Origin of the sequence: Floridaenema flaviceps BLCC-F50, from assembly GCF_041929275.2 — a bacterium.
Lineage (GTDB): Bacteria > Cyanobacteriota > Cyanobacteriia > Cyanobacteriales > Aerosakkonemataceae > Floridanema > Floridanema flaviceps.
In genome coordinates this window covers 2126627-2151395 of the sequence record NZ_JBHFNR020000001.1, presented here as the reverse complement: position 1 = coordinate 2151395, position 24769 = coordinate 2126627, and the positions used below count along the sequence as shown (strand labels likewise).

The window sequence follows — 24769 nt, the reverse complement described above, 5'->3', positions numbered from 1 at the left end:
CTTCAGGCAAAATCAGGTTAATTGCAGAGCTTCTTTAGGATTCGACTAAGCGAAATTCTACAAACGGAGTAGCTATTTTCCCAATCCAGAGACTTTGTAATATACTCGGATCAATCCATCTCTGATAGGTGTGTTCTACCGTGCTAGAATGAACCTGATAAGTAAATCGCATCTGATAAATCCCTGGATTTAAGAAATCGAACATAAAATAACCATCTCGGAAAGGGATAAAAATTACTAGTGTTTCACAACGGTCTTTTATGGATAACTTTGTCCAATAAAGCTCGGCATTTAGGGAAAACGTCACAGTCTCGAATAGTTTAGCTAACAAAAAATCAGAAACCAGCGGTTTAAGAAGTCGATCGGTGCTATAACCTGAGCCTCTAATTTGACCATCTGGAGTTTTAATTTCTGGAGTAAAAGAGAACAAAAAGCTGAAATACCGAGGAATTGAAGTGTTGTTGGTAATCTTAATTCCCAATTGTAAAGGAGTGCGATCGCCATTTTGTTTTGGTATTTTCAAGACTCGTTCTGGCATGAATGTTGCAAAGCAAATGCCATCTACTTCAACGGTGTTGCTATCAAAAGGTTCGATCGATCTCATGTGAACTACCCAACTCCTAAATCATTTGTCAATCTCTTTACCAATGACTAATGACAAATGACCAATGACTAACGATAAACAGGAAGAGTAAAACTAAAACAACTACCACCTTTTGCCACTGAATCTACCCAGATTCGACCATAGTGAGCGCGAATAATACGTTGGCAAAGGGATAAACCAATTCCGTATCCTTCTTTATCTCGATCGCGCTTGAGGCGATAGTGTTCTTCAAAAATAGCTTCGCGGTCTTCTTCGGGCACACCTAGCCCATTGTCACCTACACTGACCTGAACTTTTTGGGTAGTTCGATGTAAAATAGAAATTTCGATCGTGCCACCTTCGGGAGTATATTTGTTGGCATTATCTAAAAGATTTACTAACACCTGACGCACTCTTTCTGGGTCAGCGTAAACTAAAGGAAGGTCGTTGGGAATATCAGTTTTTAATTCTTGAGATTTGCTTTCAAATCGATGTTTTAAACAATCGATTACATCCTTACAAAGTACAGCTAAGTCTAGCTTTTTCGGTAAAATACGCAGTTCGGCACAACTTCCCTGTGCTGCTTGTAAAATATCAGTAATCAGCCGTTCAATATTGAGAGATTGCATCCGCGCTTGTTTGATTAAACGCATGGTTAAAGCGGGTGATAATTTGGGGCTGAATCCGGTTTCAATGTTGTAATTGTTTTCTAGTGTTTCTATGGCGATTAAGGAAGCGGTTAGCGGGTTGCGAAGATCGTGAGCTAACATGGCAATAATGCGGTCTTTAAACTGCAATTGCTGTTGCAATTCCTCTTTCTCTTTCTTTAAGCGAAATATTTCTTCTGAGAGGCGAATCAGTTCGGCAAAATCAGCGAAGCAAGGGGTATTTTGAGTATTACTGTTAGGCCATTCGTGCAGTTTTACGTAATCTTCGGCACTATTTTTCCAACGAGGCCACCAATCTTGTAATTGACAGAGTAGATTACTTCCAGCTAGGGTTTGGCGCGGTGGTGGGTGAATTTTGACTAAGGCTGGGGTTGCTACTAGTTTAAAGTGTTCGGCGAGGTATGGTTGTTGTCCAACATCGACTATCTCCAGTTCAAAGGGGTAATCACTCCTGAGATGTTCTAGATAAGCAAGAAGCCGCTGTAGTTGCTCATGGGAACTCGGACGCTGGTCTACAAATAATAGTAGCTGTAGAGGCGTTTGGGGATGAGTTAACTTTTCAGCATCTGCTGGTATGCAATCTCTATTCACCACGGCGGACAAATTGTTAAACCTTTTTTAGAAGTTGACGATCGCGAAACCTGTTCCAGGTAGAATAGCTTACCCATAGCTCCTATATCTATAAGCTATCGCGTTTTGGGTACTTAGGGAGCCTGGTACTATTGAAAACTTATTGATTTTGCCCTGAAAGCGGCTATGCCACGTCAAACCGGGGGTGGTAACAGCATTGTGGCTAGTATCTTGAGTAATTGAAAGCAATGTGAGAGGCTTATCATCGGCGTTGAATGTTAAGTGAATGATGGTACTAAACGGGAGGAAACATCCCTATTTAACAGGGGTGATTGCTGTAGCGATCGCGTTTTTCGTGCTGATGTTGGGTTTGACTCTGCATCGTTATTTCACGTTTTACGCTTCCTACGACCAAGGAATATTTAATCAGGTGTTTTGGAATGGTATTCACGGTCGATTTTTTCAAAGTTCTCTGTCCTCCCAGTTATCGACGAACGTAGTCCACAACGGCGAAGTACCGTCTGTGTTTTATCACAGGTTAGGGCAGCATTTCACACCAGCTTTGTTGCTCTGGATACCCTTGTATTCATTGTTTCCCGCTCCTACAACGTTGACTGTATTGCAGGTTACTTTGGTTACTGCTGCTGGTTTAGTTTTGTACTCCTTAGCTAGACAATATCTGCAACCACGTCTAGCAGCAATAATTACTTTTAGTTTTTATGGTGCTAATGCAATTATCGGGCCTACTCTCTCTAACTTCCATGATATCTGCCAAATACCTTTATTTACTTTTGGGTTGTTTTTGGCTATGGAAAAACGGCGGTGGTGGCTGTTTGGTTTGCTGGCAGTTTTGATTTTGGCAGTGAGGGAAGATGGGGGAGTTAGTTTGTTTGGTGTTGGTTTTTACATGATAGCTAGCCGGAGGTTTCCTCGGATTGGTTTAGGGGTTTGTGTTCTGGCTTTTGGTTATATGTTGGTGTTGACTAACCTAATCATGCCAATATTTTCGGCGGATATTTCCCAACGATTTATGATGGAAAGGTTTGGTCAGTATGCCGAGGGAACTGAGGCTTCTACTGTAGAAATTATTTGGGGAATGGTGAGAAATCCTTGGCGGTTGTTTGTAGAATTAATTACACCGATAGACAGAACTATCACTTATTTTATAGGACATTGGTTGCCTTTTGCTTTTGTACCAGCTGTTTCGCCGTCGGCTTGGGCGATCGCAGGTTTTCCGCTGCTAAAATTACTTTTGGGTCAAGGACAGTCTGTACTAGCAATTAATATTCGCTATGCGATGACTGTGGTTCCGGGACTTTGCTACGGTACAATTCTTTGGTGGGCAGCAGGAAGAGAAAAATTAATTGATGCGCCTGTCAGAGATTTAATTGCTGGTGGTTTAATTTCTTTACGTCATTTCTTTGCTTACCCAATTTTTCGGAGTGTGGAAGCACTAATTGGTAAGTTGGTTAATTGGTGGGAAAAACACCCGAAATTGCTGAAAATATCGATGCAGAGGTTTTGGATAATTTGTATCTGCCTTTCGCTGGTGTTTACTTTCACTTCTAACCCAAATCGTACTTTATCTTTTCTTGTACCAGACTCATTTCGCCCTTTGGTATATGTACCAATAAATGTTCAGTGGAAGCACGCAGGTAGTATCCGTAACCTATTAGATAGAATTCCAGCAGATAGGAGTGTGGCAGCAACTACTTATATAGTGCCTCATCTGTCAGGAAGAAGGGAGATTATTAGGTTTCCAGCTTTACAGTTTACTAACGATCGGCAAGAGGTGGTAAGTGTAGATTATGCGATCGCAGATTTATGGCAATTAAACAAATACCAAGTCGCCTTTAAACAAGATTGCCAAATTTTACAAGATAGCGTGCGAACTATTGATAAGATATTTGGTAATGGCTTATACGGAATAATTGGCTTTGAAGATGGAGTTATTCTGATGCAGAAAGCAGTACAATCTAATTCTGATGCTGTTTCTGCATGGCAGGTATTCCGTAAGGAAATCACGCCAATCTTAAATAAACCAAAGTGTTAGAGCCAACTAGGGAAAGATTTTTCTTAACATAACTAAACTCGGTAAGCTACAATGACCATACTGATAGTATTGGTTTGTAATGTAGCTTACTTAAACTCTCTTAGCTTATTGGAATTGGTACTGATGAAAATTCTGGTGTTATCTTGGGAATTTCCGCCGCGAATTGTGGGAGGAATTTCTCGTCATGTAGCAGAACTATACCCGGAATTAGTCAAACTGGGGCATGAAGTCCATTTGATTACATCAGAGTTCGGGGAAGCGCCGATGTATGAATTGGTGGAAGGGATAAATATCCACCGGGTACCAGTAAGCTGGGGGCATGATTTTTTGCACTGGATCGGCAATTTGAATAATAGCATGGGTACTCATGGCGGTAAACTGATTATGGAAGAGGGGCCATTTGATGTAATTCATGCTCATGATTGGTTAGTAGGAGATGCTGCGATCGCTCTCAAACATTATTTTAAAATTCCTTTAGTAACGACGATTCATGCTACAGAATATGGTCGTTATAATGGAATTTATAATTATCAACAACGTTACATTTGTGAAAAAGAAAAACGCCTGACTTATGAATCTTGGCGAGTAATTGTTTGCACTGAATATATGCGCCACGAAGTCAGCAGAGTTTTAGTTACTCCTATAGACAAAATAGATGTCATTTATAATGGCATTCGTCCCGAAAAGAAAAACGGTAACGGGTTCGATCGCCAAGAATTTCGTCGCCGCTTTGCCAAAGATGATGAAAAAATTGTCTATTATGTGGGGAGAATTTCTCACGAAAAAGGCGTTTGGTTGCTGTTAAATGCTGCACCTAGAGTAATTTGGGAAATGGCAGGAAAAGTTAAAATTGTGATCGTTGGTGGTGGTAACACCGATCATCTTAAAAAACAAGCTTGGGAACTAGGAATATGGGACAATTGTTGTTTTACAGGCTTCATGTCTGATGGAGACTTAAATAAATTCCAAACCATTGCTAATTGTGCTGTTTTTCCGAGTCTTTATGAACCTTTTGGGATTGTGGCGTTAGAAAGTTTTGCGGCGAAAGTACCTGTGGTAGTTTCAGATACAGGCGGTTTGCCGGAAGTAGTGCAACATGGTAAAACCGGGATTGTAACTTGGACAAATAATGCTGATTCCTTAGCTTGGGGAATTTTAGAAGTTTTGCGTCATCCAGAGTTAGCGCAGCATTTAGTAGAGAATGCTTACCACGATTTGAAACAGCGGTTTTGTTGGGCTGATTTGGTTTTACAGACTCAAAATGTTTATCTGCGAGTGGTTAAAGAAAGAAATCACGTTATGTGGTAATTTAGCAAAAATTCCTGGTGTTGATAGTTGACTACTGAATAAGGAACTTGAACCACATTTCAGACATAAAGGTAACATAACATCAAATGAAACTTTTACCATTAGATAAGTTAGGCGCTAGAGAAATCTCCGATGGTGTGATTAATTTTGGGTTGTTTTTGCCTTGGGTTTCTGCTAATAATGGCAATCAATTAAAGGTAAAAATTATCCATGAACAGGATCAATTTATGCAATTTATTCAACCTGTAGAATTTTCTTTAGATTATGCGATCGATCCCGAATACGGCGATTATTGGTCAGCTACAGTAGATATCAAAAATCACCCAAAACCGCATCCCAAATCTGCTTGGGGAACTCCTGGTAAGTATGTTTATCGTTATTGTTTGTTTAACCCAAATCGAGGAGAAGTTGATTGGATTATCGATCCATTTGCCAGAGAATTTGGCATCGGTAAATTATCTGCCATCACCTTGGGATATCAAGACCATCAATGGAGTGAAAATGAATTAGTTTGGAAAACTCCTGCACTCCCAAATTTGGTGATGTATGAGTTAATGATTAACGAATTTGGTGGTGATATTGCTGGGACAATTGAACGCTTGGATTATCTGGCAGATTTGGGAATTAATTGCCTTGAAATCATGCCAGTTTCTAATGTGGGAATGACTGTAGATTGGGGATTTTTACCAATAGGTTATTTTGGTGTTGATGAAAGATTTGGTAACAGAAAGAACCTGCAAGAATTAATTGATGCAGCACACCAAAGAAACATGGCGGTAATTTTAGATGTGGTTTATGGTCATACCAGCGAACATTTTCCTTACAGCTATATTTACAGGCAATTAGGTTATCGCGAAAATCCATTTATGGGTGCATTCGCCAAAGATTACTTTGGGGAAAGTACTGATTTTAATCGTCAGTTTACTCAAGACTTTTTCTTTACAGTTAATTATTACTGGCTCGATCGTTATCATGTTGATGGATTTCGCTATGATTGCGTCCCTAATTACTGGGATGGTGCTACGGGAAAAGGTTATGCTAATTTAACTTATCAGACATATCAAACAGTTAAACAAAAGCAAAGTGCAGGAGGACATTGGCAAAAGTTTTTCTACAATGGCGAGATTAACTTGATTCAATGTGCAGAACAATTGGAAGCGCCAAAAGAAATTTTGGCAGCAACTTATAGCAATTGCACTTGGCAAAATTTGACCCTGGATGCGGCTAAGGGAGTGGCTTCTGGTAATCGTTTTTCTTTAACAGAATTGGGTTATCAGTTTGGTTTAGTGGATTATCCTACTGAGGAAGTAAGGAATGGCGATCGCATCAGTAAAACCGCACTACAATACATAGAAAATCACGACCATTCCCGCTTTGTCTGCAACTTTGGCACCATATTCCGAGATAATGAATTACTCCAAGAAGGTAATCGAGATTTATGGTACAAAGTACAACCTTATTTGATAGGAATGTTTACTGCTAAAGGTATTCCTTTACTTTGGCAAGGTCAAGAATTAGGGGAAAATTATTACCTTCCTTATGCGGGATCGGGACGAGTAATGTTATTCCGTCCAGTCCGTTGGGATTATTTTTATGACCCAATTGGTAAAAGTGTAATTTCTTTAGTTAGAAACTTGATTAATTTGCGTAACCAACATTCCGAATTTCGCAATGGTGAACATTTCTTTTATAATAATTATGACCGTTATCAATCAAAAAATGTGTTGCTTTTCTCACGCTATGACAGTAAAAGTTTTAGTTTGGTAGCACTCAATTTTGGTAATTCCGATCGCACAGTTCCTTTCTGGTTTCCTATTAGTGGAGATTACCAAGAACAACTGCATGGCGCAAATAATTTGAGTAATGTTTCCAGCGATCAAGAATATTGGTTAACTATTCCTAGTAATTATGGACGCATTTGGACAGTGAAAAAACCTGAGTAAAATCACATAAAAACCAAGGCAGGCAGGATGCCCGCCCCACAACAGTTACAGCTTTCTTGTGGAGTGGGCATCCTGCCTGCCCCATACTTTTTAATTTGAAAATCACTCTTAAGGCTTATGCTGGAGACTGCAAAGATTTAGTATTATCCGGTAGGTAAAGGGAAATTATCTCTTTGGTTTAAGCTCAAATTTCTGAGCTTCTATTTCTTATTTATTGGAAACTATGACTTTGCAGCGTTTTAGTGGTATTTTACTACATCCTACTTGTTTACCTAGCGAATTTGGTATAGGTGATTTAGGACAAGCAGCTTATAATTTTGTAGATTTTTTAGTTGAAAGCGGTCAAAAATTTTGGCAGGTGTTACCGTTAGGGCCAACGGGATATGAACACTCGCCTTATACTATGAATTATAGTGCTTTTGCTGGCAATCCTTTAATGATTTCTTTGGAAAAATTAGTAAGTGAAGGATTGCTAAAATCGGAGGAATTAAAATCCTATTGCGGGGAGTGAAAAAGGTGCTTACGATCGCGTTAACTTCGACGAAGTTATTCCCCACAAGTATGAGTATTTGAAATTGGCGTTCGATCGCTTTCGCTTAACTCTAAAAGAGCGACAAAATCCTGAATTGGAAAACTTTTGTCGAGAACAAGCTTGGTGGTTAGATGATTATGTGCTATTTATGTCACTTTTAGAAGTGCATAATGGACAAGCTTGGAATTATTGGGACAAAGCAATTGCGAGAAGAGAACCACAAGCGATTAAAGAACAAAAGTCAGCTTTAAAAGAGTTAATTTTGTATCATCAATTCTTACAATTTAAGTTCTTTGAACAATGGAAAGCGTTACGTAAATATGCCAATGAGAAAAACATTCAAATTATTGGCGATGTTTCCATTTATGTTTGTCATAATAGCGCAGATGTTTGGGCGAATCAAGAAAATTTTGCCCTCGATCCTCAAACTTTAGAACCTGCTTGGATGGCTGGTGTTCCCCCGGATTATTTTAGCGAAACTGGGCAATTGTGGGGAAATCCTGTTTATAATTGGGAACATTTACAAAGCACTAATTATGCTTGGTGGATTGACAGATTTAAAGCGACTTTGCAATATGTAGATATTGTCAGAATCGATCATTTTCGGGGTTTTGAAGCTTTCTGGCGCATCCCTGCTGGAGAAACTACGGGATTAAAAGGGGAATGGATTAAAGCGCCGGGGGAAGAGTTTTTTGAAAAGTTGGGCAAAGCTTTAGGAGATCTCCCAGTTTTAGCGGAAGATTTGGGGATTATTACCCCGGAAGTGGAGGAGTTGCGCGATCGCTTTAACTTCCCCGGAATGCGAATTTTAATGTTTGCTTTTGCCGATGATTCCACAAATTCTTATTTACCCCATAATTACATCCCTAATTGTGTGGTTTATCCCGGCACTCACGACAATGACACGATAATTGGTTGGTGGGAAAAAGCAAGTGACAAGGAAAGGCTATATATTGCAGAATATTTAGGTTATTCCCATTACCAAGAAATTAAAGAAATCAATTGGGTTTTTATTCGGATGGCGCTGGCTTCCGTCGCTAATTTAGCAATAATTGCTTTACAAGATGTTTTAGGATTGGATAATCGCGCCCGGATGAATGACCCTAGTGTGAATGCGGGAAATTGGCGATGGCGGTTCACTAGTTCCGATTTGTTGAGTGATGAATTGAGCGATCGCTTACGAAAAACCACTCAACTTTACAATCGCTAAATTGAACTAAAAACAGTCTGCAAGGGTTTAATAGTCTTGCACAAATGTTCAGCAGCTAGGTCAATTTCTAACTCATTATTAAACCGACCAATTCCAAAGCGAATTGTGGAAAAAGCCAACTCTGGCGAGTGTCCCAAGGCTGTTAGAACATGAGAAGGGGCACTTTTTGCCGAAGTGCAAGCCGATCCCGAAGATACCGCAATTATTGATTGTAATCCCAAGGAAAGTGCAGCACCATCGACATTTTCCACACTGATATTTAAGTTTCCTGGTAATCTTTGAGTTGGATGACCATTTAACACAATGCCGTTAAGTTGGGAAACTTTTGCCCACAAACGCTGACGTAAATTTGTAATTCGTTTGGCTTCAGATTCCATTTCGGAAAGTGCCAACTCGACTGCTTTGGCAAAACCAACAATTTGCGGGGTGTATAATGTGCCCGATCGCATTCCCCGTTCATGTCCACCACCGTGCATTTGTGGCGCTAATCTGACTCTGGGATTGCGTCTTCTCACATATAAAGCACCTGTTCCTTTTGGCCCATAAATTTTATGCGCCGTCAAAGACATTAAATCAATTTTCATCTCCTCTACATCCAGAGGAATTTTACCAATTGCTTGGGCTGCATCGGTGTGGAAAAGCACTTCATGTTCCCGACAAATTGCCCCGATTTCTGCCAAAGGCTGCAAAACGCCAATTTCGTTATTCGCCGCCATTACAGAAACTAAAATTGTATCCTGACGGATGGTTTTTTCCAACAAGTTTAGATCGATCAATCCATCCTTTTGTACGGGAAGGAAAGTAACCTCAAAACCCAAGGATTGTAAATATTCGCAAGGATCGAGAACAGCATTATGTTCAGTTTGGACAGTAATTATATGTCGTCCTTTTTGAAAATAAGCTTCAACAACACCTTTGATGGCTAAGTTGTTAGCTTCGGTTGCCCCACTAGTAAATATAATTTCTTCAGGTGTGGCGTGAATAGCTGCGGCTAAAATTTGGCGAGATTGTTTCACGGCGGCTTCCGCTTCCCAACCGTAGATATGATTTACACTCGCAGGATTGCCAAAATTTTCTCGGAAGTAAGGAAGCATAGCGTCTAATACCCGTTCATCGAGGGGCGTAGTCGCATGGTTATCTAGATAAATGGGACGATGAGACATACTTATTGGTTGAAAACACAGCAAAATATTAACTTAAGTTGCTAGTTATACGATCGAGGCTGGTACTGGGTAGTGGGTAATGGGTAGTCTCCATCCTACTACCCACTACCTTCTACCAAATCCAAACTATCACCACGCTAGTAACCAGGAACTTTAAGTTATTAGTCAATAAATGTAGCTTACGAGAGAGGGCGTATACAGCTACAGATAGTTACACAAATCTTACAAATTAAAATAATCTTATCAATTATGTCTAAGTCCTTTAGTACGATCGCTTAATCCTGATAGTCTTGTTTCGTAACCATTCGTTTCAATTGTCGTTCTCGAAAAATCAAAATGGAACCTCAAGCTGAAAATCCAACTACACCAACTCCTCCAGAAATAGAACCGATTAAGAAAAAAGAGGAGAAAGTCGCACCTCCACCACCTGAAGATGTACAGGTTAAAACCGAAGTGACATCTCCCCCACCGTCCACAACTACGGAAAATTTAACTCTAAAAGCAGAGATGACACCTCCTACACCACCCACACCACCTACACCCCCACCAACAATGCAAACTCCCAAAGTCGAAACCACCCCCCCAGTAGAAGTGCAACTACCCAACGTAGAAATTAAGGTATCAGGTTTACCTGATGAACCGGATTTTACCACCACCACCCAAACTCAGTGGCAACAATTCGGTGAACAAATCTCAGAAATACTCGATCGCTTACCTGATTCTGTGGGTAATTTCTTCAGAGATTATCAACGACCTTTAACAGTTGTTGGTGCAATTATTGCCAGTATAATTGCCCTGAAAGTGATCTCAGGCTTGCTGGATACTTTTAATGAAATTCCCTTCTTTGAACCTTTCTTTCAGCTAATTGGTATTATCTACTCAGGTTGGTTTGTTTACCGTTACTTACTCAATGCTGGTTCTCGCCAAGAACTGTGGCAAATAATAGATGATTATAAAGCCCAAGTTTTTGGTAGTAAAAAACTGTAGATTTTTAGCAGTAGAGACGTTTCATGAAACGTCTCTACAATCTGCTTTACTACTGTAAGCGCCAAATTCTAATACTTGTATCTTTAGCGCCACTACCACCAGTAACGAGGGTTTTGCCATCAGGACTGAAAGCTACTGATTCTACTTTGTCGCTGTGTCCTGCTAGACTTTGTAAGACATTTCCATTGCTAATATCCCAAATTTTTACTTGACTAGCTTGGTCGCCACTAGCAAGAGTGTTTCCATCAGGACTAAAAGTTACAGAAAAAACTGGACTTTCATCTTTAAAAGTGTTTAGTAATTCGCCATTTTCCGTATTCCAAATTTTAATTGCGCCGTCATGGGAACTACTAGCTAATCTTGTACCATCGGGACTAAAAGCAACTGACCAAACTGCATAATTACTGTGTCCGGTGAGATTTCGCAGCAATTTTCCGTTGCTAATATCCCAAAGTTTTACGGTTAAATCTTGATTACCACTGGCGATCGTTTTTCCATCAGGACTAATCGCTACTGATAAAATCATCCCAGCATTAGGACGCAAAGTTCGTTGTAAATTCCCAGTTGTCGCATTCCAAACTTTAATTGTTCCGTCGCCACTTCCGCTGACTAAAGTTCTGCCATCTGGACTAATCGCTACTGAATAAATTCCGCCAGTATGACCAGAAATTGTTCTTCGCAATCTTCCGCTTTTTAAATCCCAAATTCTGATAGTGCGATCGCTACTTCCACTCACTAAACTTGTACCATCTTTACTAATCGCTACCGCTAAAACTGGCGCTGTATGTCCAGAAAGAGTTCTTTGTAATTCACCTGTTTGCAAATTCCAAACTTTAATAGTTTTATCACTACTACCAGTAACTAAAGTTTCACCATCAGGACTAATGGCAATACCCTTAACTCCGCCGGAATGCCGAGAAATAGTTTTTGCCAGGGTAAAATTTGCTGGGGAAGTTTCTTGAGCGACTACACTATTAATAAATCCCTGTGCTTCTGTATGGGGATAGATTTTTACAGGAACTACCGTCAAAATTAACAAAAACACAGTGAATAAAGACCAATTTTTCTGCTGGCTGAAATTTATGACTAAAGGAATTTGGGGAAGGAAACGCATATTCTCACTCCTAAAAGATCAACAAAAGTAGTTTAGTAAATTTGGTGGTTTCCTCAGATATCAGTTACCCTAAAAACAGTGGAAAAAAGCGCCAAAGAGATCCCAAATGACCAAAGATATGCAACGCGAATTTAGTAACCGCGATCAATTAGTTACTTACCTCACAGAGCAATTTCCCGATGCAGCAACAGAAGATGAACATATTAGCGAAACATTGGGTGGAAGGAAAGCAGCCCAAAAAATGCTGCAAAAAATTGACCCAGTAAGTTACGCTAAATCGCGCAATTTCCTAACTGGTGCTCTCACCAAGCTTTCGCCTTATATTCGCTATGGCGTACTCAGTTTAGCAGAAGTGCGTGATACTGTTTTAGGAAAAGTGCAAAATCAAGATGATGCTACCAAATTAATTAACGAGTTGGGTTGGCGAGACTATTGGCAAAGATTATACGCCCAATTGGGAGATAAAATTTGGCAGGATCGAGAAGCATACAAAACTGGTTACAGTGTGAAAGATTATGCAGATAATCTTCCAGAAGATATTATTTCGGGAAGTACAGGTTTAGTTTGTATCGATAATTTTAGTCAGGATTTGCGATCGCATGGCTACTTACACAACCATGCCAGAATGTGGATGGCAGCTTATATTGTCCATTGGCGACGAATTCGTTGGCAAGTTGGCGCAAAATGGTTTTTATCACATTTATTAGATGGAGATCCCGCTAGTAATAATCTTTCTTGGCAATGGATTGCTAGTACTTTTAGTCATAAACCATACTTTTTTAATCGTGAAAATTTAGAACGTTATACAGAAGGGGTTTATTGTCGTCAATGTCCTTTGTATGGTAAATGTGATTTTGAGGGAAGTTATGAGGATTTGGAAAAGCATTTGTTTCCTAAAGCTGCACCTTTGGAAAATCGCAGTGGGAGTCAAAGTTGGCAAAAGGGTAAACGGCGAGGTTGAAAGTGTTTTTTAAACCACAGATGTCCACAGATAAACACAGATGAACACAGATGGTATATCTAGGTTATCTGTTTTTGCAGAAGTTATTTTTACTGTGGATGCTCACCAATGACAAATGACAAATAACAAATGACAAACAACAAATGACAAATGACTAAAATTATTTGGATACATGGTGATTGTTTGAGCCCGAAAAATCCCGCTTTGCTGCAATATCCTGATGCGCCTGCTATTTGGGTTTGGGATGAAGCGTTACTTCAAGAATGGCAAATTAGTCTGAAACGAATTACTTTTATTTATGAATGTTTGTTAGAGTTACCTGTGGTGATTCGTCGCGGTGATGTGGCAAATGAGGTGTTAGCTTTTGCCAAAGAACATGAGGCTGATACTGTGGTGACTGCGGAAAGTCCTAGCCCTAGATTTAAAGAGATTTGTGGGGAAATTGAGAAAGATGTTAGGTTGTTGGTGGTGGCGATCGATCCTTTTTTAGATTATGACGGTTACATTGATTTAAAACGTTTTTCCCGTTATTGGAAAGTCGCCCAAAAATATGTTTTTAAATGAAAATTGGATGCAGTAATTTTTCTTAAACTTTAAACCTTGCCGTTAGTATCTATTCCTTCTGTTGTTGGAAGATTTTCTAAAGGTGAGGATGCTACTATTCGCAAGTTAATATCAACGATTACTTTATGTTTATCAATTGTGATATTCGCTCTTTTTATTAAAAATTCTAATGGCAAACAATCACTTGTTTCATATTCAGCAGATGACTGAGATTTATATCCTGCTTCCTCAAGCCATTCAGCTATATTTCTCCAATTTTCTATCTTTTCATCGCCTTTACCGACAAGGTTCTTAACGTAATGATACAAAGTGTTACAAAGGTCAACACCAATACCCTTGGCGCTTTTATTCAGCTTTTCAGCTAATTCAGCAGGACTATAACCACAAAGCAATCCCCGTAGGTGTAACTTTTCTACTGGTGTCAGGCGCTTCCCCTTCGCAGAAGCGAGGTCTGTATAAAGAGTTTCCAAGTCCCACTCATTTGCAGCTTCGGTGAATAACTCAGTAGATGGCATTGTTGGAGATTCTTTATCAAAAATTTTCCTAACCTAATTCTAACACATTAGCTAATCTTTATTAGTTCATGGTTATACAGTACTAGCTTATGCTATTGCTATCCAAACACATATTAAGAGGAAAAAGAAGTATGAAGTTTATTGTAGAAGACAAAGACACATTAGTAATGCTCTCAGCAGGCATGGAGTCAACGATCATGCTTCATGCTCTTAAGAAAAGACTAACCTCACGGCTGGGAGCAATATTTATTAATGTAGGCCAGTACAGTGCCGAACGGCAGTTATCTTATGCTAAAAAAGTTTGTAATGAATTGGGAGTCCCTCTTGAATATATCGATATACCTAATCTGAGAAACTTGCTGATTGCCTACAGTGAGCCACCTTATGAAACTGTTACAGAAGGTGGTTTAGATGAACGTATTCCTCGTGGCTCTTGCATGATTCAAACTATGTGCGGTATACACGCTGCTTATCATAAATATGAATATGTGTATTATGGTGGTACTAAGTCGGACATCTCCCGTGTACCAAATCTTCCCCTTCTTGTATCAACAGTAGAAACAGTTATAAGACTGAATACAGGGATTCAAATCTCTGTTAAAGCACCTTTCATTGAAATGGAAGATGATGATGTTTTGCAACTAGGACTTGATGAAGGCATCAATTTATCTGAAAGTTGGAGTTGCACTTGGGGAAATCTGTATCATTGCGGTGAGTGCGAACGGTGTCAAAAGCGTAAAAGTGTGTTTGCTCGGCTAGGATTGGCTGATCCTACGAGATACATGAAGGAACGTGAAATTTCAAAATTAGAAGCACTTTTGTAACACAGCCAGTAGGGTATTTTCAATCAAACGGCGTAAAAAGTATCTTTGGCAGATTCTAAAATTTTAATAATGCCTGACTCACACAGATAATTAAGCTATCTGATCCTATTCACCACAACAAAAACCCGGTTTATTAAAGAAACCCGGTTTTTGAAGCGTTTTTTCACCTATCCTAAAGTCAAAACTCCTGCCGGAAAATCAGCCACAAGTCTCTTTGTTTGTAGCCAATACACACCCAACAAAATATCTGGCAACTCATCTCCACCCAAAACTAAAATTGCGAATTCTTCTCGATCAAAAAGTACATTTCCTTGATACAAATTAAACCGTGCTTCGCCGCGTGCAGTCTCCATATTTCGTTGTTGACTCCCAAGAATCCATCCCAAACTTTCGGCATCTTGGTTATCAATTGCTAGCCAGCCTGTGAAACCTGTATCTAAGAGTGCTTTAACTTCAATAATTTCACCATCAGCAGCAATCAAACCTATTTCAAAAATTAACTCTCCCTTACTGTTAAATTCGCCTGTAATCATATTCTGCCACAGGTTCCTGTTTCATTTAGACGCATAATGAGACTCTTTGTATGAGGATATTTTTCACGAGTCTTTTGTATTGCCACCATTTCATCTGCGTCTATAAAATAGTCGCCACTATCCGGCTCAATCACAATAAACCAATCGTAATGCTCCTTAATTAGTTCCGGTTTAACTCGTTCAAAAATCACCCGACAACGGTTGGCAAATTCTTCACCTTCAGCCTGACGAAGTGCTTTTTCTTCGGGAGATAATTGGCGTTCTGGAAATACTCTGCCTCGACGCGGAGTTTGATTTTCAGATAGCTGAGTCATTTTTTGTTGCTCTCAATAAACAACCAATCTTTATTTGTTATTATAAATCAGATTAAGCTCATGTACGTTGTTGCGCTTTAGCGCTCTTTTTACCAAGATCAGAAGAGCGCTGAAGCGCAACAACGTACATAAATGTCAGAAAATGCCAAAGATGTGGCTAGGCTTAAGGGAAAAGATCTGTTAGCTTTTTAAAATGCTGATTTCTTGAGAAAATTCTCAGGACGATCGCATTTCACAACAATTTAGGAAAAAGCATGGAAACACTCAAAGGCAGAGATTTATTAAGTCTAGCAGACCTAACTCCAGAAGAAGTATTACAACTTTTGGATCTCGCTACACAAATGAAATCCAAAAAAGTAAATATTCGCTGTAACAAAGTTCTGGGGTTAATCTTCTCCAAAGCTTCGACTAGAACTAGGGTAAGTTTTACTGTGGCGATGTACCAACTGGGAGGACAAGTAATTGACCTTAATCCTAATGTTACCCAAGTCAGTCGTGGCGAACCAGTACAAGACACCGCCAGAGTTTTGGATCGGTATTTAGATATCTTAGCAATCAGAACCTTTAAACAAGAGGAGTTACAAACTTTTGCTGATTATGCCAAAATTCCGGTAATTAATGCTTTAACTGACTTAGAACATCCTTGTCAAGTTTTGGCAGATTTATTAACCGCAAAAGAATGTTTTGGTAAGTTGGAAGGTTTAACTTTGACTTACGTTGGAGATGGGAATAATATGGCTAATTCCCTAATGCTCGGTTGTGCGATGGTGGGAATGAATGTGAGAATTGCTTCACCAAGCGATTACCAACCAGACCCAAATATAGCAGAAAAAGCTAAGGCGATCGCAGGCGATCGCACAGAAGTTACAATTACAACCGATCCTATTGCTGCTGCTAAAGGCGCAAATGTTATCTACACAGATGTTTGGGCTAGTATGGGTCAAGAAGCTGAAGCTGATAATAGAATTCCCGTTTTTCAACCTTATCAAGTCAACGAACAATTGATGAGTGTGGCTGACAAAGATGCCATTGTTTTACATTGTTTACCTGCTCATCGTGGCGAAGAAATTACAGATGAAGTCATGGAAGGTTCACAGTCTAGACTTTGGGATCAAGCAGAAAATCGAATGCACGCCCAAAAAGCTTTATTAGCAAGTTTACTCGGCGCAGATTAATTCCATCCGTAGGGTGCGTTAGGGAAACGTAACGCACCATCCCCCCATATTTAGTGTTGTCGTCTAACTCTTGAATTATTCAAAGCAAAAAAACTAAGATATATTCCAGCATAAATGCTGAGATTTTCCTCGCCAATTTTTAATTCAACCTATATCCTTTTTTATAAAATACTGGACAAAAAGGGGTTTTTAATAGTACGAATGTTCTAGAAGATAAATTTTTGAGTGATGAATCGATCGCTCATAACTAATCACAAACTGTCTAGAACACTTACCCGGAATTCTACTATGGAAACCCTCACAGAAGCTCAACAAGAACTTTACGACTGGCTAGTTGAATACATCAACCAGCATCATTATGCCCCGTCAATTAGACAAATGATGCGAGCGATGAATTTAAAATCGCCAGCACCCGTCCAAAGTCGCTTAGATCATTTGCGAGAAAAAGGATATATTACTTGGTCAGATGGCAAAGCTCGCACTTATAGAATTTTGCGATCGCAAATAGAAACCGAACCTAGTAGTAGCGTACCGATTTTAGGAGCGATCGCCGCAGGTTGCATGGTAGAACCTTACACCGATTCCGTAGAAAAACTCGACCTTGCCAACGCATTACCACCAAAAACTTATGCTTTAAGGGTAATGGGCGACAGCATGATCGAAGATCATATTGCTGATGGTGATTTAGTAATTCTGAGCCCCGTCGCCCAACCCGACACAGTGAAGAATGGCACAATTGTAGCCGCGAGAGTTGAAGGACATGGTACAACTTTAAAACGCTTTTACCGCAAAAGCGATCGCGTCATCCTCAAACCCGCCAACGCCAAATATCAACCCATCGAAGCACCAGCACAAGAAGTCCAACTCCAAGGAACATTAGTCGGTGTTTGGCGCAACTATTAAGGGAGATGGGGAGCAGGGGAGCAGGGGAGCAGGGGAGCAGGGGAGCAGGGGAGCAAGAAAAGTACCTAACTTAAAACTCATCCAACTTTCCAACTTAAAACTCAAAACTCAAAACTCAAAACTCAAAATTTTCCCACTCCCCAATCCCTAGTCCCCAGTCCCCAGTCCCCAGTCCCCAGTCCCTTTTTGTGCGAAGATAACTCAAAGTTTAGAGGAGTTATTTAATTAGTTGTGAAATCTTTTCCGTCTTTTCTCAAAGTTTTCCAGAGTCGCAAAATGGCGGCTCTTTTGTTATTAGGATTTTCTTCTGGGTTGCCTTTTTTGTTACCGAGAAGCAACCTGCAAGCTTGGATGACTGTGGAAAAAGTTGATTTAGGTGCCATTGGGTTGTTTGCTTTGGTAAATTTGCCCTATTCCCTGAAGTTTTTGTGGTCGCCTATACTCGATCGCTATGTACCCCCATTTTTAGGGCGCAGGCGTGGTTGGTTGGCGATTACTCAAGTAGCTTTAATTTTAGCGATCGCCGCCCTCTACTTCCAAAAACCGGGACAAGCTTTACAACTTCTCGCCATTAATGCCGTATTAATTGCCTTTTTCGGCGCTACCCAAGATATTGCTGCTGACGCTTACCGCACCGACGTTTTAGAAAAACTAGAAATGGGCGCTGGTGCAGCCGTTTTCGTTTTAGGCTATCGTCTCGCCCTTTTAGCCACAGGTTCCGTAGCTTTTATTCTCGCTGATAGCATCCTTTGGCCTTCTGTTTTTCTGTTAATGTCCCTCCTCATGCTCGTCGGTGTAGTCGCCTCATTCTTTGCGCCAGAGCCACCAGAAGACGAAAATCGTCCCGAATCTTTAAAACAAGCAGTTGTTTTACCTTTTGGCGATTTTTTCTACCGACATGGCTTACTTTTAGGTTTTGTAATTCTGCTATTCATCGTCCTTTACAGTCTTGGTGACGCATTCTTGAGCAGTCTTTCCACTCCCTTTTTAATTAAAACTGGTTTCGCTCAAAAAGAAATCGGTGCAATTCGTGGTGGAATGGGTTTAATTGCTACGATTGTGGGAACATTAACCGGAGGTGCAATTCTCAGTAAAATCGGCATTAATCGCTCTTTGTGGATATTTGGTTTACTGCAAGCTTTAAGTAATATTGGTTATTTTGTCCTCGCGCAAGCTGGAAAAAATTATCCGCTTTTAGTGTTGAGTATCAATGTGGAAAACTTTTGCGGAGGACTTGCAGCAGCGGGTTTTGTGGCTTTTTTAATGAGTCTTTGTAACCAGCGTTTTTCGGCTACTCAATACGCTTTGCTCACTAGTTTTATGGCTGTTAGTCGAGACCTTTTGGTTGCTCCTTCCGGCTTTTTAGCAGCAAAAACAGGTTGGCCTTTATTTTTCCTAATCAGTATTTTCGCAGCTTTACCAGGATTAGCGCTTTTACCTATTGTCGCTCCTTGGAATCCTCGACCTCAACCGATGCCCAGACCTGGATTAGATGAAAGAGAAGATTTTGAAATCTAGTTGTAAACTGTAATATAGAGACTGGAAAAGGTTTCGGAAAACAATTTTTTCGCTCAAACCGGACAATTCTAAACTATGGCTATTTTTCGTCAGTACGTTGCTCCTTTTTTGATTTTACTAGTCTTTTTAGTCGCTTTACTAGCAGTGAGTTCGCGCATCTTTTTACCTGCGGATATGGCAGCACCCGCACCAGTTGAAGAAGTAACTTCTGCTTCCTAGATGGTCTACAAACTACCCGCAAACTATCAATTTGTTACTGGTTCGAGTTTAGATCGGGCTACTTTGGTGAAGTTTATGCAGAAAACTTACCAAGAACTGTTTCCTGAGCAGGATTTTTCCCATTTAGCTGTTACGGTTGAGAAGTATTTTTCGCAGGAAACTCCGGTTTGGTGGGTGGAAGAAAAGGTGGTAAATGCTGCGGCGATTAAAGTAGGTTGTTTATGGGTGGGTAATGGAATCGATCAGGTAAAAGGCGATCGCCATGCCCACATTTTTCTCCTCTATGTTGCTCCCGAACATCGTCGCCAAGGCATTGGGAAAAGTTTAATGCTATTGGGCGAAGATTGGGCAAAAAGTCGGGGCGATCGCCAAATCAGTCTCCAAGTTTTTCAATCCAATCAACCAGCAATTAACTTATATTCCCAATTAGGTTATCAACCTCAATCTCTGTGGATGGTGAAGAGGATTTCTTAGGTACGTTGTTGCGCTTCAGCGCTCTTGTATAGCGAAGACAGCGCAACAACGTACTTTGGGTTTTCTTGACTAGTTAATCATTTTCCCCATTTGGTTCTAAATCAACACGCCAACGTTTACCGCAGTTTTTGCAAGTGTATTTTTGTTGACCGTTAGTGTATCCTTTTTCTTTAACTTTGTTAGAACCACATTTAGGACAGACAACTTCTGCGATCAGCCATTTTTTAGTTGATGATTTTTTAGTTGTTGTTGGTTCAGGGGTTGGTACTTTTTCGGATACTTCTGTGAGCAAATCGGCAACATTTTTTAGCTGTTCTGTTACTGTTTCTTGAACATTTAAATTTTCCGTTATTTCAGTAACAACAGTTTCTTGAATAGGTGCTTCGGTAACTGTTTCCGGCTCAACAACAATCTCTGAAGATGGTTCAGTTTCTGATGTTTCTACTGGCGCAATTTTTGTTGCTAATGTACCAACTTCTACTAGTTCTGATGGAGTTTCTATAGCAGAATTTTCGTTGTTCAAAGGTGTTACTACTAACTCCTCTGAAGGTGGTGTTTCTAATACTGGAAGAATTGAATTTTCCTGTAATTTTATTTCTGCTGAAGCTATTTGTTCAACTGACAACTTGCCATTAGTTGAAGTTTCTGGTGGATGATTTGCTGCTACTTCGACCTCAGCATTTTGTTGATGAATAACTGGAGTGGGCCCAGTCCAGTTGGGATCGGGAGCGGGAATTTTTGGCAGAATGATTAATGGTTTATGCTGTTGAGTTTCTGTGTTTTGGTTTAATCGACTGATGCGATCGCCTACATTTTCCTGAACACTATAAGTAACTGGCAAAACAGTATGCCCAGAAACCGCTTTCTGTACCAAAGCGGCTATATGTTCCGATGGATCGGGAGGTGGGCCAAAATTTTCCTCTGGTTTTGTGGGTGATGGTGTGTTTGTCGCGGGAAAATGCGATACTGATGAAGCCCAGCTAGAATGATTTTCCTTTGTTTCTGCTAGATGAGATTCTGGCAAAGGGGGAACGAATCTAATTGCACGGGCTAACCGTCGATATTGTTCTAGGTGATCTGTCACATTCTGCTCCTGATGTTTAAGAGTTGCTATTCAATTTAGTCTTTCTGTAGTCCAATATACTAAAATAAAGAACAAAACTTGAAAAATAACGTTATGATTTTAAGTTTGAGCCTGGTCGTAAAATTAATTGCAGTTGCTTAGTGTTTATTTACAAAAGTAGGGAAAAATGAAAGATTCCTTTCTTGTGCCTCTCTACCATCAACAACAAATAGATTTATCGATCGCTAACCTGAGTAACAGACTGATGGTATCAGGTCTGATAAGGTAATTGAGAATTATGTATGATGACGACGACCTGACCCTACTTGACCCGGAAGCTGATCTGCAAAGTCCCTTAGATCAGCTAGAACCACTGGAAGAAGAAGAGGTTGCTAAACCCGATCCAGAGGCAATGTTGGCGCTGTTGAATGCAGCCGAAACGTCGCAAAGAATGCTAGCAGCCAGAGCTTTTTGTGAGTTACAAGATCGACGCGCCATTCCCCATTTAATTCGTTTGTTGACAGATGCTTGTCCGTTGGTGCGGGTAAGTGCGGCTTATGGTTTGGGGCGTAACCCGGGTGCTGATGCGGTAGAACCGTTAATTAACCAATTAAACCGAGATTGGAATGGTTATGTCCGTAAAGGCATTGTTTGGGCGCTGGGGAACTGTCGCGATCGCCGTTCTGTCGCCCCCCTGACTGATGCTTTACGAACTGATATTTCGGCTGTACGTTTATGGGCAGCTAGTTCTTTGGCGCAAATGGCTGAGTTAGGCTACGAAGCAGTAGTCGCTTCCATTCCCCCGTTAATTGAAGCTTTAATTCAAGATCCAGTCGCAGCGGTGCGGAGTAACTGCGCTTGGTCTTTGGGGCAACTCTGTCGCGAACTACCATCAAATGTAGTATATGCTGGTGCGATCGATGCTTTAATTCAAGTGATGGAAGAAGACCGCGATATGGGAGTCAGGGAAGACGCGAAAGCTTCTCTGTTACGAGTTGGCGACCCTCGCGGACTGCAAGTGATTGAAAAAATGGCTCAAGAAGGAATAATTTCACCAGAAAGTTTGTTGTGAAGGGCAAGATCCCCGACTTCTTCAGATCCCCGACTTCTTAGAGAAGTCGGGGATCTGAAGAAGTCGGGGATCTGTGTCAAGCTAAGTAGATTCAATATACTGAGTGTCGAGTAAAAAGTTGCCTCTGGCAAAGCGCACTCCCCAATAACCTCCGGGACGGCGATCGATCACTACTCCTTCTTCTCCTAACTTAATTACATCTGGTGGACGTAGCATTGGCATCGGTTCGGCAGTTTTCACGTAAGGTGGTAATGCTACGACTCGGACTTTTTCCCCTATGCGAAATTCTTTGCTCATTTTGAATGTTAGGAGTTTAGATTTTACTGAATATGATATCTAGATCCCCGACTTCACAGAAGAAGTCGGGGATCTGGTTAGTAGTTAAGGTGCTTGCCAGATTTTTTGATGATATTTTTCTAAATCTGCGTAAGGATCTACAGCTGGGTGTGAGTGGTCGTGACTGTGCCCATGATCGTGATTATGCTCATGATGATGATGGTGATGATGATCGTGGGAATGTCCGTGACTGTGGCTATGTCCATTGCCGTTTTTACTGACAGCAGCAAGGCGGAATTTGCACATTTCACAGTTCATTTGGACTTCGCCTAATTGGGTTTCTATTTCCCGTTCTCGCATTACTTGAAATAGTTGGGGATGAATGCCCATTTCTGGCAAACAAACCATTTCTATTTCGGGAAATTGGGTTTGTTGTTGGGCGGTAACGTCGAAAATCTTTTTTACCAAAAGTCCGGTAAATAAAAAGTAAGGTAAAACGATTATTCGCTTGGGTTGGTAAAGTCTGGCGCGACGAAATCCTTCTTCTAATCGTGGGTGAGTAATGCCGATAAAGCAGGTTTCTACTGTGGAATAGCCGCTTCCTTCCCAAAGAATTCGTGCTAGTTTGTAAACGTCGCCGTTAGCGTCTGGGTCGCTGGAACCACGTCCGACAAATAATAAAACTGTTTCGGAACGGGGATATTTTTCGTTGTCAAGTTGAGTTAGACGCGATCGCCACAATTCCAATATATTCGGGGTAATTCCAAAGTGCCGACCGTAGTGAAATTTCAGTTGGGGATATTTAATTTTGGCGCGGTCTAATTCATTGGTAATATCAAATTTGTTGTGGCGGGCGGCAAATAATAAAATTGGTAAAACTGAGAATTCTGTGTATCCTTGTTCGATGCAGCGATCGATCCCTTCTTGAATTGTCGGGCCAGTTAGTTCTAAAAAACATGGGACTACGGGGCGCGATCGATCCAATTCTTGATAAGCAGCAGCAAAATCTAAAAAACTTTGTCTTCCCTCTTCATCTTTAGTTCCATGACCAATCATTAATAATGGTCTTTGTAGGGGCAATGTAGGCAATTCTAAATCCGTTACAGTGGTCAAAGTCGATAAACTTACAGTAGGCATTAATTAATTATCCTTTTTCCTGTGCGACGCAGGAAAATAAAGTGGACGTTAATAAGTAGGCGTTCTGGCTAGCGATGTAGACAGTGGAAAAACTACCTAATCTATTTTCGCTTACAGCTGCGGCACAGCCCCGGACTTGCACCGGAGTTTCCCTACTTTGCTAAGTTTGGTGTGCTTTGATATCTTAGCGGATTCAATGGTTTAGTGAAATGGGGGGGGAGAGGATTTTTCCGGCTGGAGGGTACAGGGAAATATTACCGCTATTAAATATTAAAATAAATTCTGAGTAACTAGTTACTTTATTGCAGCTAAATCTTATACAGAAAACTAGTCAATTGTCAAGGGAAAAACCATGTTTAAAAAACTGCACTGACTAATTAACTCAAGTTGGTAGTTAGTCAGATTGAGGGTGGTAGTAGCTAGTAGGAATACCACTACCCACTACCTACTACCTACTACCAATCATCTGTGAAGAAATCAACCAATGTCAAATTCCCAAGGTCTACTCATGATTTCTTCATAACAAATTTGTGGGGGAAAGCTAGGAGCAAATATACAAGCACAAGCAATACAGTAATTTAAATTTGTGTGAGAGACAACCAATACTCCTTCAGTTTGAGGATTATATTGTTCGAGCAAATCTTCTGCTCCAAAAAACTTAATTCCTGGATCGTTGTGCAGCATTAACCCCATTGGTAATTCAATTGCACCGGAAACATCTTTGACATTGGGTAGGTTAACTATCACCAAACAGCGACCATGCTCTAACCAACCTTGATAGGCTAGCGCACCTAACATAATATCCTTAGATTGAACTAAAAGTTCTCCACATATTTGTAATCCAAGTAGAATTTCCTCTTCTAAGGAATCCAACTGTAAATTTTGCTTCCGGGGATGACTGTATTCATAGTTCATAATCAACAAGGTAACTTGGTTAGCTTAACTCTAAGCTAAGGCAAGTAAAATGATGCTGAATCTGTCAGGGGTGTTAAAATTAAATATTCCTTAAGAGGTGTAGTGCGATCGCTATCATCAGTTAGCAAAGTTGTGGCAACAATTATTGAGTACCAAGGTAAGGCTGGGTTCGTTC

General features: G+C 40.4%; 24 protein-coding genes, 1 pseudogene and 1 riboswitch. Of the genes and pseudogenes, 14 read left to right on the top strand and 11 right to left on the bottom strand.

The genetic code is table 11. The features are described from left to right. Nucleotides 1–34 precede the first annotated feature (34 nt). Both ACE1CI_RS10295 and ACE1CI_RS10290 read right to left on the bottom strand, forming a co-directional pair. Complete coding sequence (locus ACE1CI_RS10295; RefSeq protein WP_413264033.1) at nucleotides 35–604, bottom strand: hypothetical protein; 570 nt, start codon at nucleotides 602–604, stop codon at nucleotides 35–37. A gap of 68 nt (nucleotides 605–672) precedes the next feature. Beyond that, the gene (locus ACE1CI_RS10290; RefSeq protein WP_459564043.1) at nucleotides 673–1845 is read right to left on the bottom strand and encodes a histidine kinase; all 1173 of its coding nucleotides are present in this window, start codon (nucleotides 1843–1845) and stop codon (nucleotides 673–675) included. A gap of 262 nt (nucleotides 1846–2107) precedes the next feature. Between ACE1CI_RS10290 and ACE1CI_RS10285 the strand changes: the two genes are divergently transcribed. The 4 genes and pseudogenes from ACE1CI_RS10285 to malQ all read left to right on the top strand — a co-directional run bounded on the left by ACE1CI_RS10285 (nucleotide 2108) and on the right by malQ (nucleotide 8867). Then, nucleotides 2108–3874, top strand: coding sequence for a DUF2079 domain-containing protein (locus ACE1CI_RS10285; protein ID WP_459564042.1), 1767 nt, complete (start codon nucleotides 2108–2110; stop codon nucleotides 3872–3874). A gap of 123 nt (nucleotides 3875–3997) precedes the next feature. Next, complete coding sequence (locus ACE1CI_RS10280; RefSeq protein WP_496615606.1) at nucleotides 3998–5182, top strand: glycosyltransferase; 1185 nt, start codon at nucleotides 3998–4000, stop codon at nucleotides 5180–5182. Between the two features lie 86 nt (nucleotides 5183–5268). Beyond that, nucleotides 5269–7125, top strand: coding sequence for an alpha-amylase family glycosyl hydrolase (locus ACE1CI_RS10275; protein ID WP_413264031.1), 1857 nt, complete (start codon nucleotides 5269–5271; stop codon nucleotides 7123–7125). Nucleotides 7126–7348: 223 nt separating this feature from the next. Next, nucleotides 7349–8867, top strand: a pseudogene (malQ, locus tag ACE1CI_RS10270) (4-alpha-glucanotransferase). On the opposite strand, the gene ACE1CI_RS10265 reads toward malQ, so the two are convergent. Further along, nucleotides 8864–10030 (bottom strand): IscS subfamily cysteine desulfurase, encoded by a 1167-nt coding sequence (locus ACE1CI_RS10265; RefSeq protein WP_413264029.1) that lies wholly within the window; start codon nucleotides 10028–10030, stop codon nucleotides 8864–8866. The pseudogene malQ and the gene ACE1CI_RS10265 overlap by 4 nt on opposite strands. Nucleotides 10031–10366: 336 nt before the next feature. Between ACE1CI_RS10265 and ACE1CI_RS10260 the strand changes: the two genes are divergently transcribed. Beyond that, on the top strand, nucleotides 10367–11017 hold the full coding sequence (locus ACE1CI_RS10260; RefSeq protein ID WP_413264028.1) for a CAAD domain-containing protein: 651 nt from the start codon (nucleotides 10367–10369) through the stop codon (nucleotides 11015–11017). A gap of 49 nt (nucleotides 11018–11066) precedes the next feature. Here ACE1CI_RS10260 and ACE1CI_RS10255 read toward each other — a convergent pair whose 3' ends face one another. Then, a complete protein-coding gene (locus tag ACE1CI_RS10255; protein ID WP_413264027.1) occupies nucleotides 11067–12131 on the bottom strand; it encodes a WD40 repeat domain-containing protein in 1065 nt (354 codons plus the stop codon). A 106-nt stretch (nucleotides 12132–12237) separates the two neighbouring features. Between ACE1CI_RS10255 and ACE1CI_RS10250 the strand changes: the two genes are divergently transcribed. Then, nucleotides 12238–13092: an FAD-binding domain-containing protein gene (locus ACE1CI_RS10250; protein WP_413264026.1), complete on the top strand. Its 855-nt coding sequence runs from the start codon at nucleotides 12238–12240 to the stop codon at nucleotides 13090–13092. 150 nt (nucleotides 13093–13242) lie between these two features. Next, nucleotides 13243–13656 carry a hypothetical protein gene (locus ACE1CI_RS10245; protein WP_413264025.1) on the top strand — a complete coding sequence of 138 codons (414 nt, stop codon included), beginning with the start codon at nucleotides 13243–13245 and terminating at the stop codon, nucleotides 13654–13656. Nucleotides 13657–13685: 29 nt separating this feature from the next. Here the strand turns inward: ACE1CI_RS10245 and ACE1CI_RS10240 are convergent, their stop codons facing one another. Next, nucleotides 13686–14171, bottom strand: coding sequence for a helix-turn-helix domain-containing protein (locus ACE1CI_RS10240; RefSeq protein ID WP_413264024.1), 486 nt, complete (start codon nucleotides 14169–14171; stop codon nucleotides 13686–13688). 131 nt (nucleotides 14172–14302) lie between these two features. On the opposite strand from ACE1CI_RS10240, the gene ACE1CI_RS10235 reads away from it, so the two are divergent. Further along, nucleotides 14303–14995 carry a 7-cyano-7-deazaguanine synthase gene (locus tag ACE1CI_RS10235; protein ID WP_413264023.1) on the top strand — a complete coding sequence of 231 codons (693 nt, stop codon included), beginning with the start codon at nucleotides 14303–14305 and terminating at the stop codon, nucleotides 14993–14995. Between the two features lie 167 nt (nucleotides 14996–15162). Here ACE1CI_RS10235 and ACE1CI_RS10230 read toward each other — a convergent pair whose 3' ends face one another. Both ACE1CI_RS10230 and ACE1CI_RS10225 read right to left on the bottom strand, forming a co-directional pair. After that, nucleotides 15163–15528 carry an aspartyl protease gene (locus tag ACE1CI_RS10230; protein WP_413264022.1) on the bottom strand — a complete coding sequence of 122 codons (366 nt, stop codon included), beginning with the start codon at nucleotides 15526–15528 and terminating at the stop codon, nucleotides 15163–15165. Then, nucleotides 15525–15842 carry a hypothetical protein gene (locus ACE1CI_RS10225; RefSeq protein WP_413264021.1) on the bottom strand — a complete coding sequence of 106 codons (318 nt, stop codon included), beginning with the start codon at nucleotides 15840–15842 and terminating at the stop codon, nucleotides 15525–15527. Before ACE1CI_RS10225 ends, ACE1CI_RS10230 begins: the two co-directional genes overlap by 4 nt. 254 nt (nucleotides 15843–16096) lie before the next feature. Between ACE1CI_RS10225 and argF the strand changes: the two genes are divergently transcribed. From argF to ACE1CI_RS10200, 5 genes are all read left to right on the top strand, one after another. After that, nucleotides 16097–17017: an ornithine carbamoyltransferase gene (gene argF, locus ACE1CI_RS10220; protein WP_413264020.1), complete on the top strand. Its 921-nt coding sequence runs from the start codon at nucleotides 16097–16099 to the stop codon at nucleotides 17015–17017. A gap of 288 nt (nucleotides 17018–17305) precedes the next feature. Further along, nucleotides 17306–17920: a transcriptional repressor LexA gene (lexA, locus tag ACE1CI_RS10215; RefSeq protein WP_413264019.1), complete on the top strand. Its 615-nt coding sequence runs from the start codon at nucleotides 17306–17308 to the stop codon at nucleotides 17918–17920. Nucleotides 17921–18151: 231 nt separating this feature from the next. Beyond that, nucleotides 18152–19438, top strand: coding sequence for an AmpG family muropeptide MFS transporter (locus tag ACE1CI_RS10210; RefSeq protein WP_413264018.1), 1287 nt, complete (start codon nucleotides 18152–18154; stop codon nucleotides 19436–19438). A 75-nt stretch (nucleotides 19439–19513) separates the two neighbouring features. Further along, on the top strand, nucleotides 19514–19657 hold the full coding sequence (locus ACE1CI_RS10205) for a DUF8624 family small hydrophobic protein (RefSeq protein ID WP_413264017.1): 144 nt from the start codon (nucleotides 19514–19516) through the stop codon (nucleotides 19655–19657). After that, nucleotides 19658–20131: a GNAT family N-acetyltransferase gene (locus tag ACE1CI_RS10200; protein WP_413264016.1), complete on the top strand. Its 474-nt coding sequence runs from the start codon at nucleotides 19658–19660 to the stop codon at nucleotides 20129–20131. A gap of 73 nt (nucleotides 20132–20204) precedes the next feature. Here the strand turns inward: ACE1CI_RS10200 and ACE1CI_RS10195 are convergent, their stop codons facing one another. Continuing rightward, complete coding sequence (locus ACE1CI_RS10195) at nucleotides 20205–21215, bottom strand: IS1/IS1595 family N-terminal zinc-binding domain-containing protein (protein ID WP_413264015.1); 1011 nt, start codon at nucleotides 21213–21215, stop codon at nucleotides 20205–20207. Between the two features lie 277 nt (nucleotides 21216–21492). Here ACE1CI_RS10195 and ACE1CI_RS10190 point away from each other — a divergent pair, with 277 nt between their 5' ends. Then, nucleotides 21493–22266: a HEAT repeat domain-containing protein gene (locus ACE1CI_RS10190; RefSeq protein WP_413264014.1), complete on the top strand. Its 774-nt coding sequence runs from the start codon at nucleotides 21493–21495 to the stop codon at nucleotides 22264–22266. A gap of 81 nt (nucleotides 22267–22347) precedes the next feature. Here ACE1CI_RS10190 and sipA read toward each other — a convergent pair whose 3' ends face one another. From sipA to ACE1CI_RS10175, 3 genes are all read right to left on the bottom strand, one after another. After that, on the bottom strand, nucleotides 22348–22563 hold the full coding sequence (gene sipA / locus ACE1CI_RS10185; protein ID WP_413264013.1) for a regulatory protein SipA: 216 nt from the start codon (nucleotides 22561–22563) through the stop codon (nucleotides 22348–22350). A gap of 84 nt (nucleotides 22564–22647) precedes the next feature. Further along, a complete protein-coding gene (locus ACE1CI_RS10180) occupies nucleotides 22648–23679 on the bottom strand; it encodes a sirohydrochlorin chelatase (protein WP_413264012.1) in 1032 nt (343 codons plus the stop codon). A gap of 37 nt (nucleotides 23680–23716) precedes the next feature. Continuing rightward, nucleotides 23717–23882: riboswitch (cobalamin riboswitch) on the bottom strand. A 274-nt stretch (nucleotides 23883–24156) separates the two neighbouring features. Beyond that, nucleotides 24157–24594 carry a hypothetical protein gene (locus ACE1CI_RS10175; RefSeq protein ID WP_413264011.1) on the bottom strand — a complete coding sequence of 146 codons (438 nt, stop codon included), beginning with the start codon at nucleotides 24592–24594 and terminating at the stop codon, nucleotides 24157–24159. Nucleotides 24595–24769 lie beyond the last annotated feature (175 nt).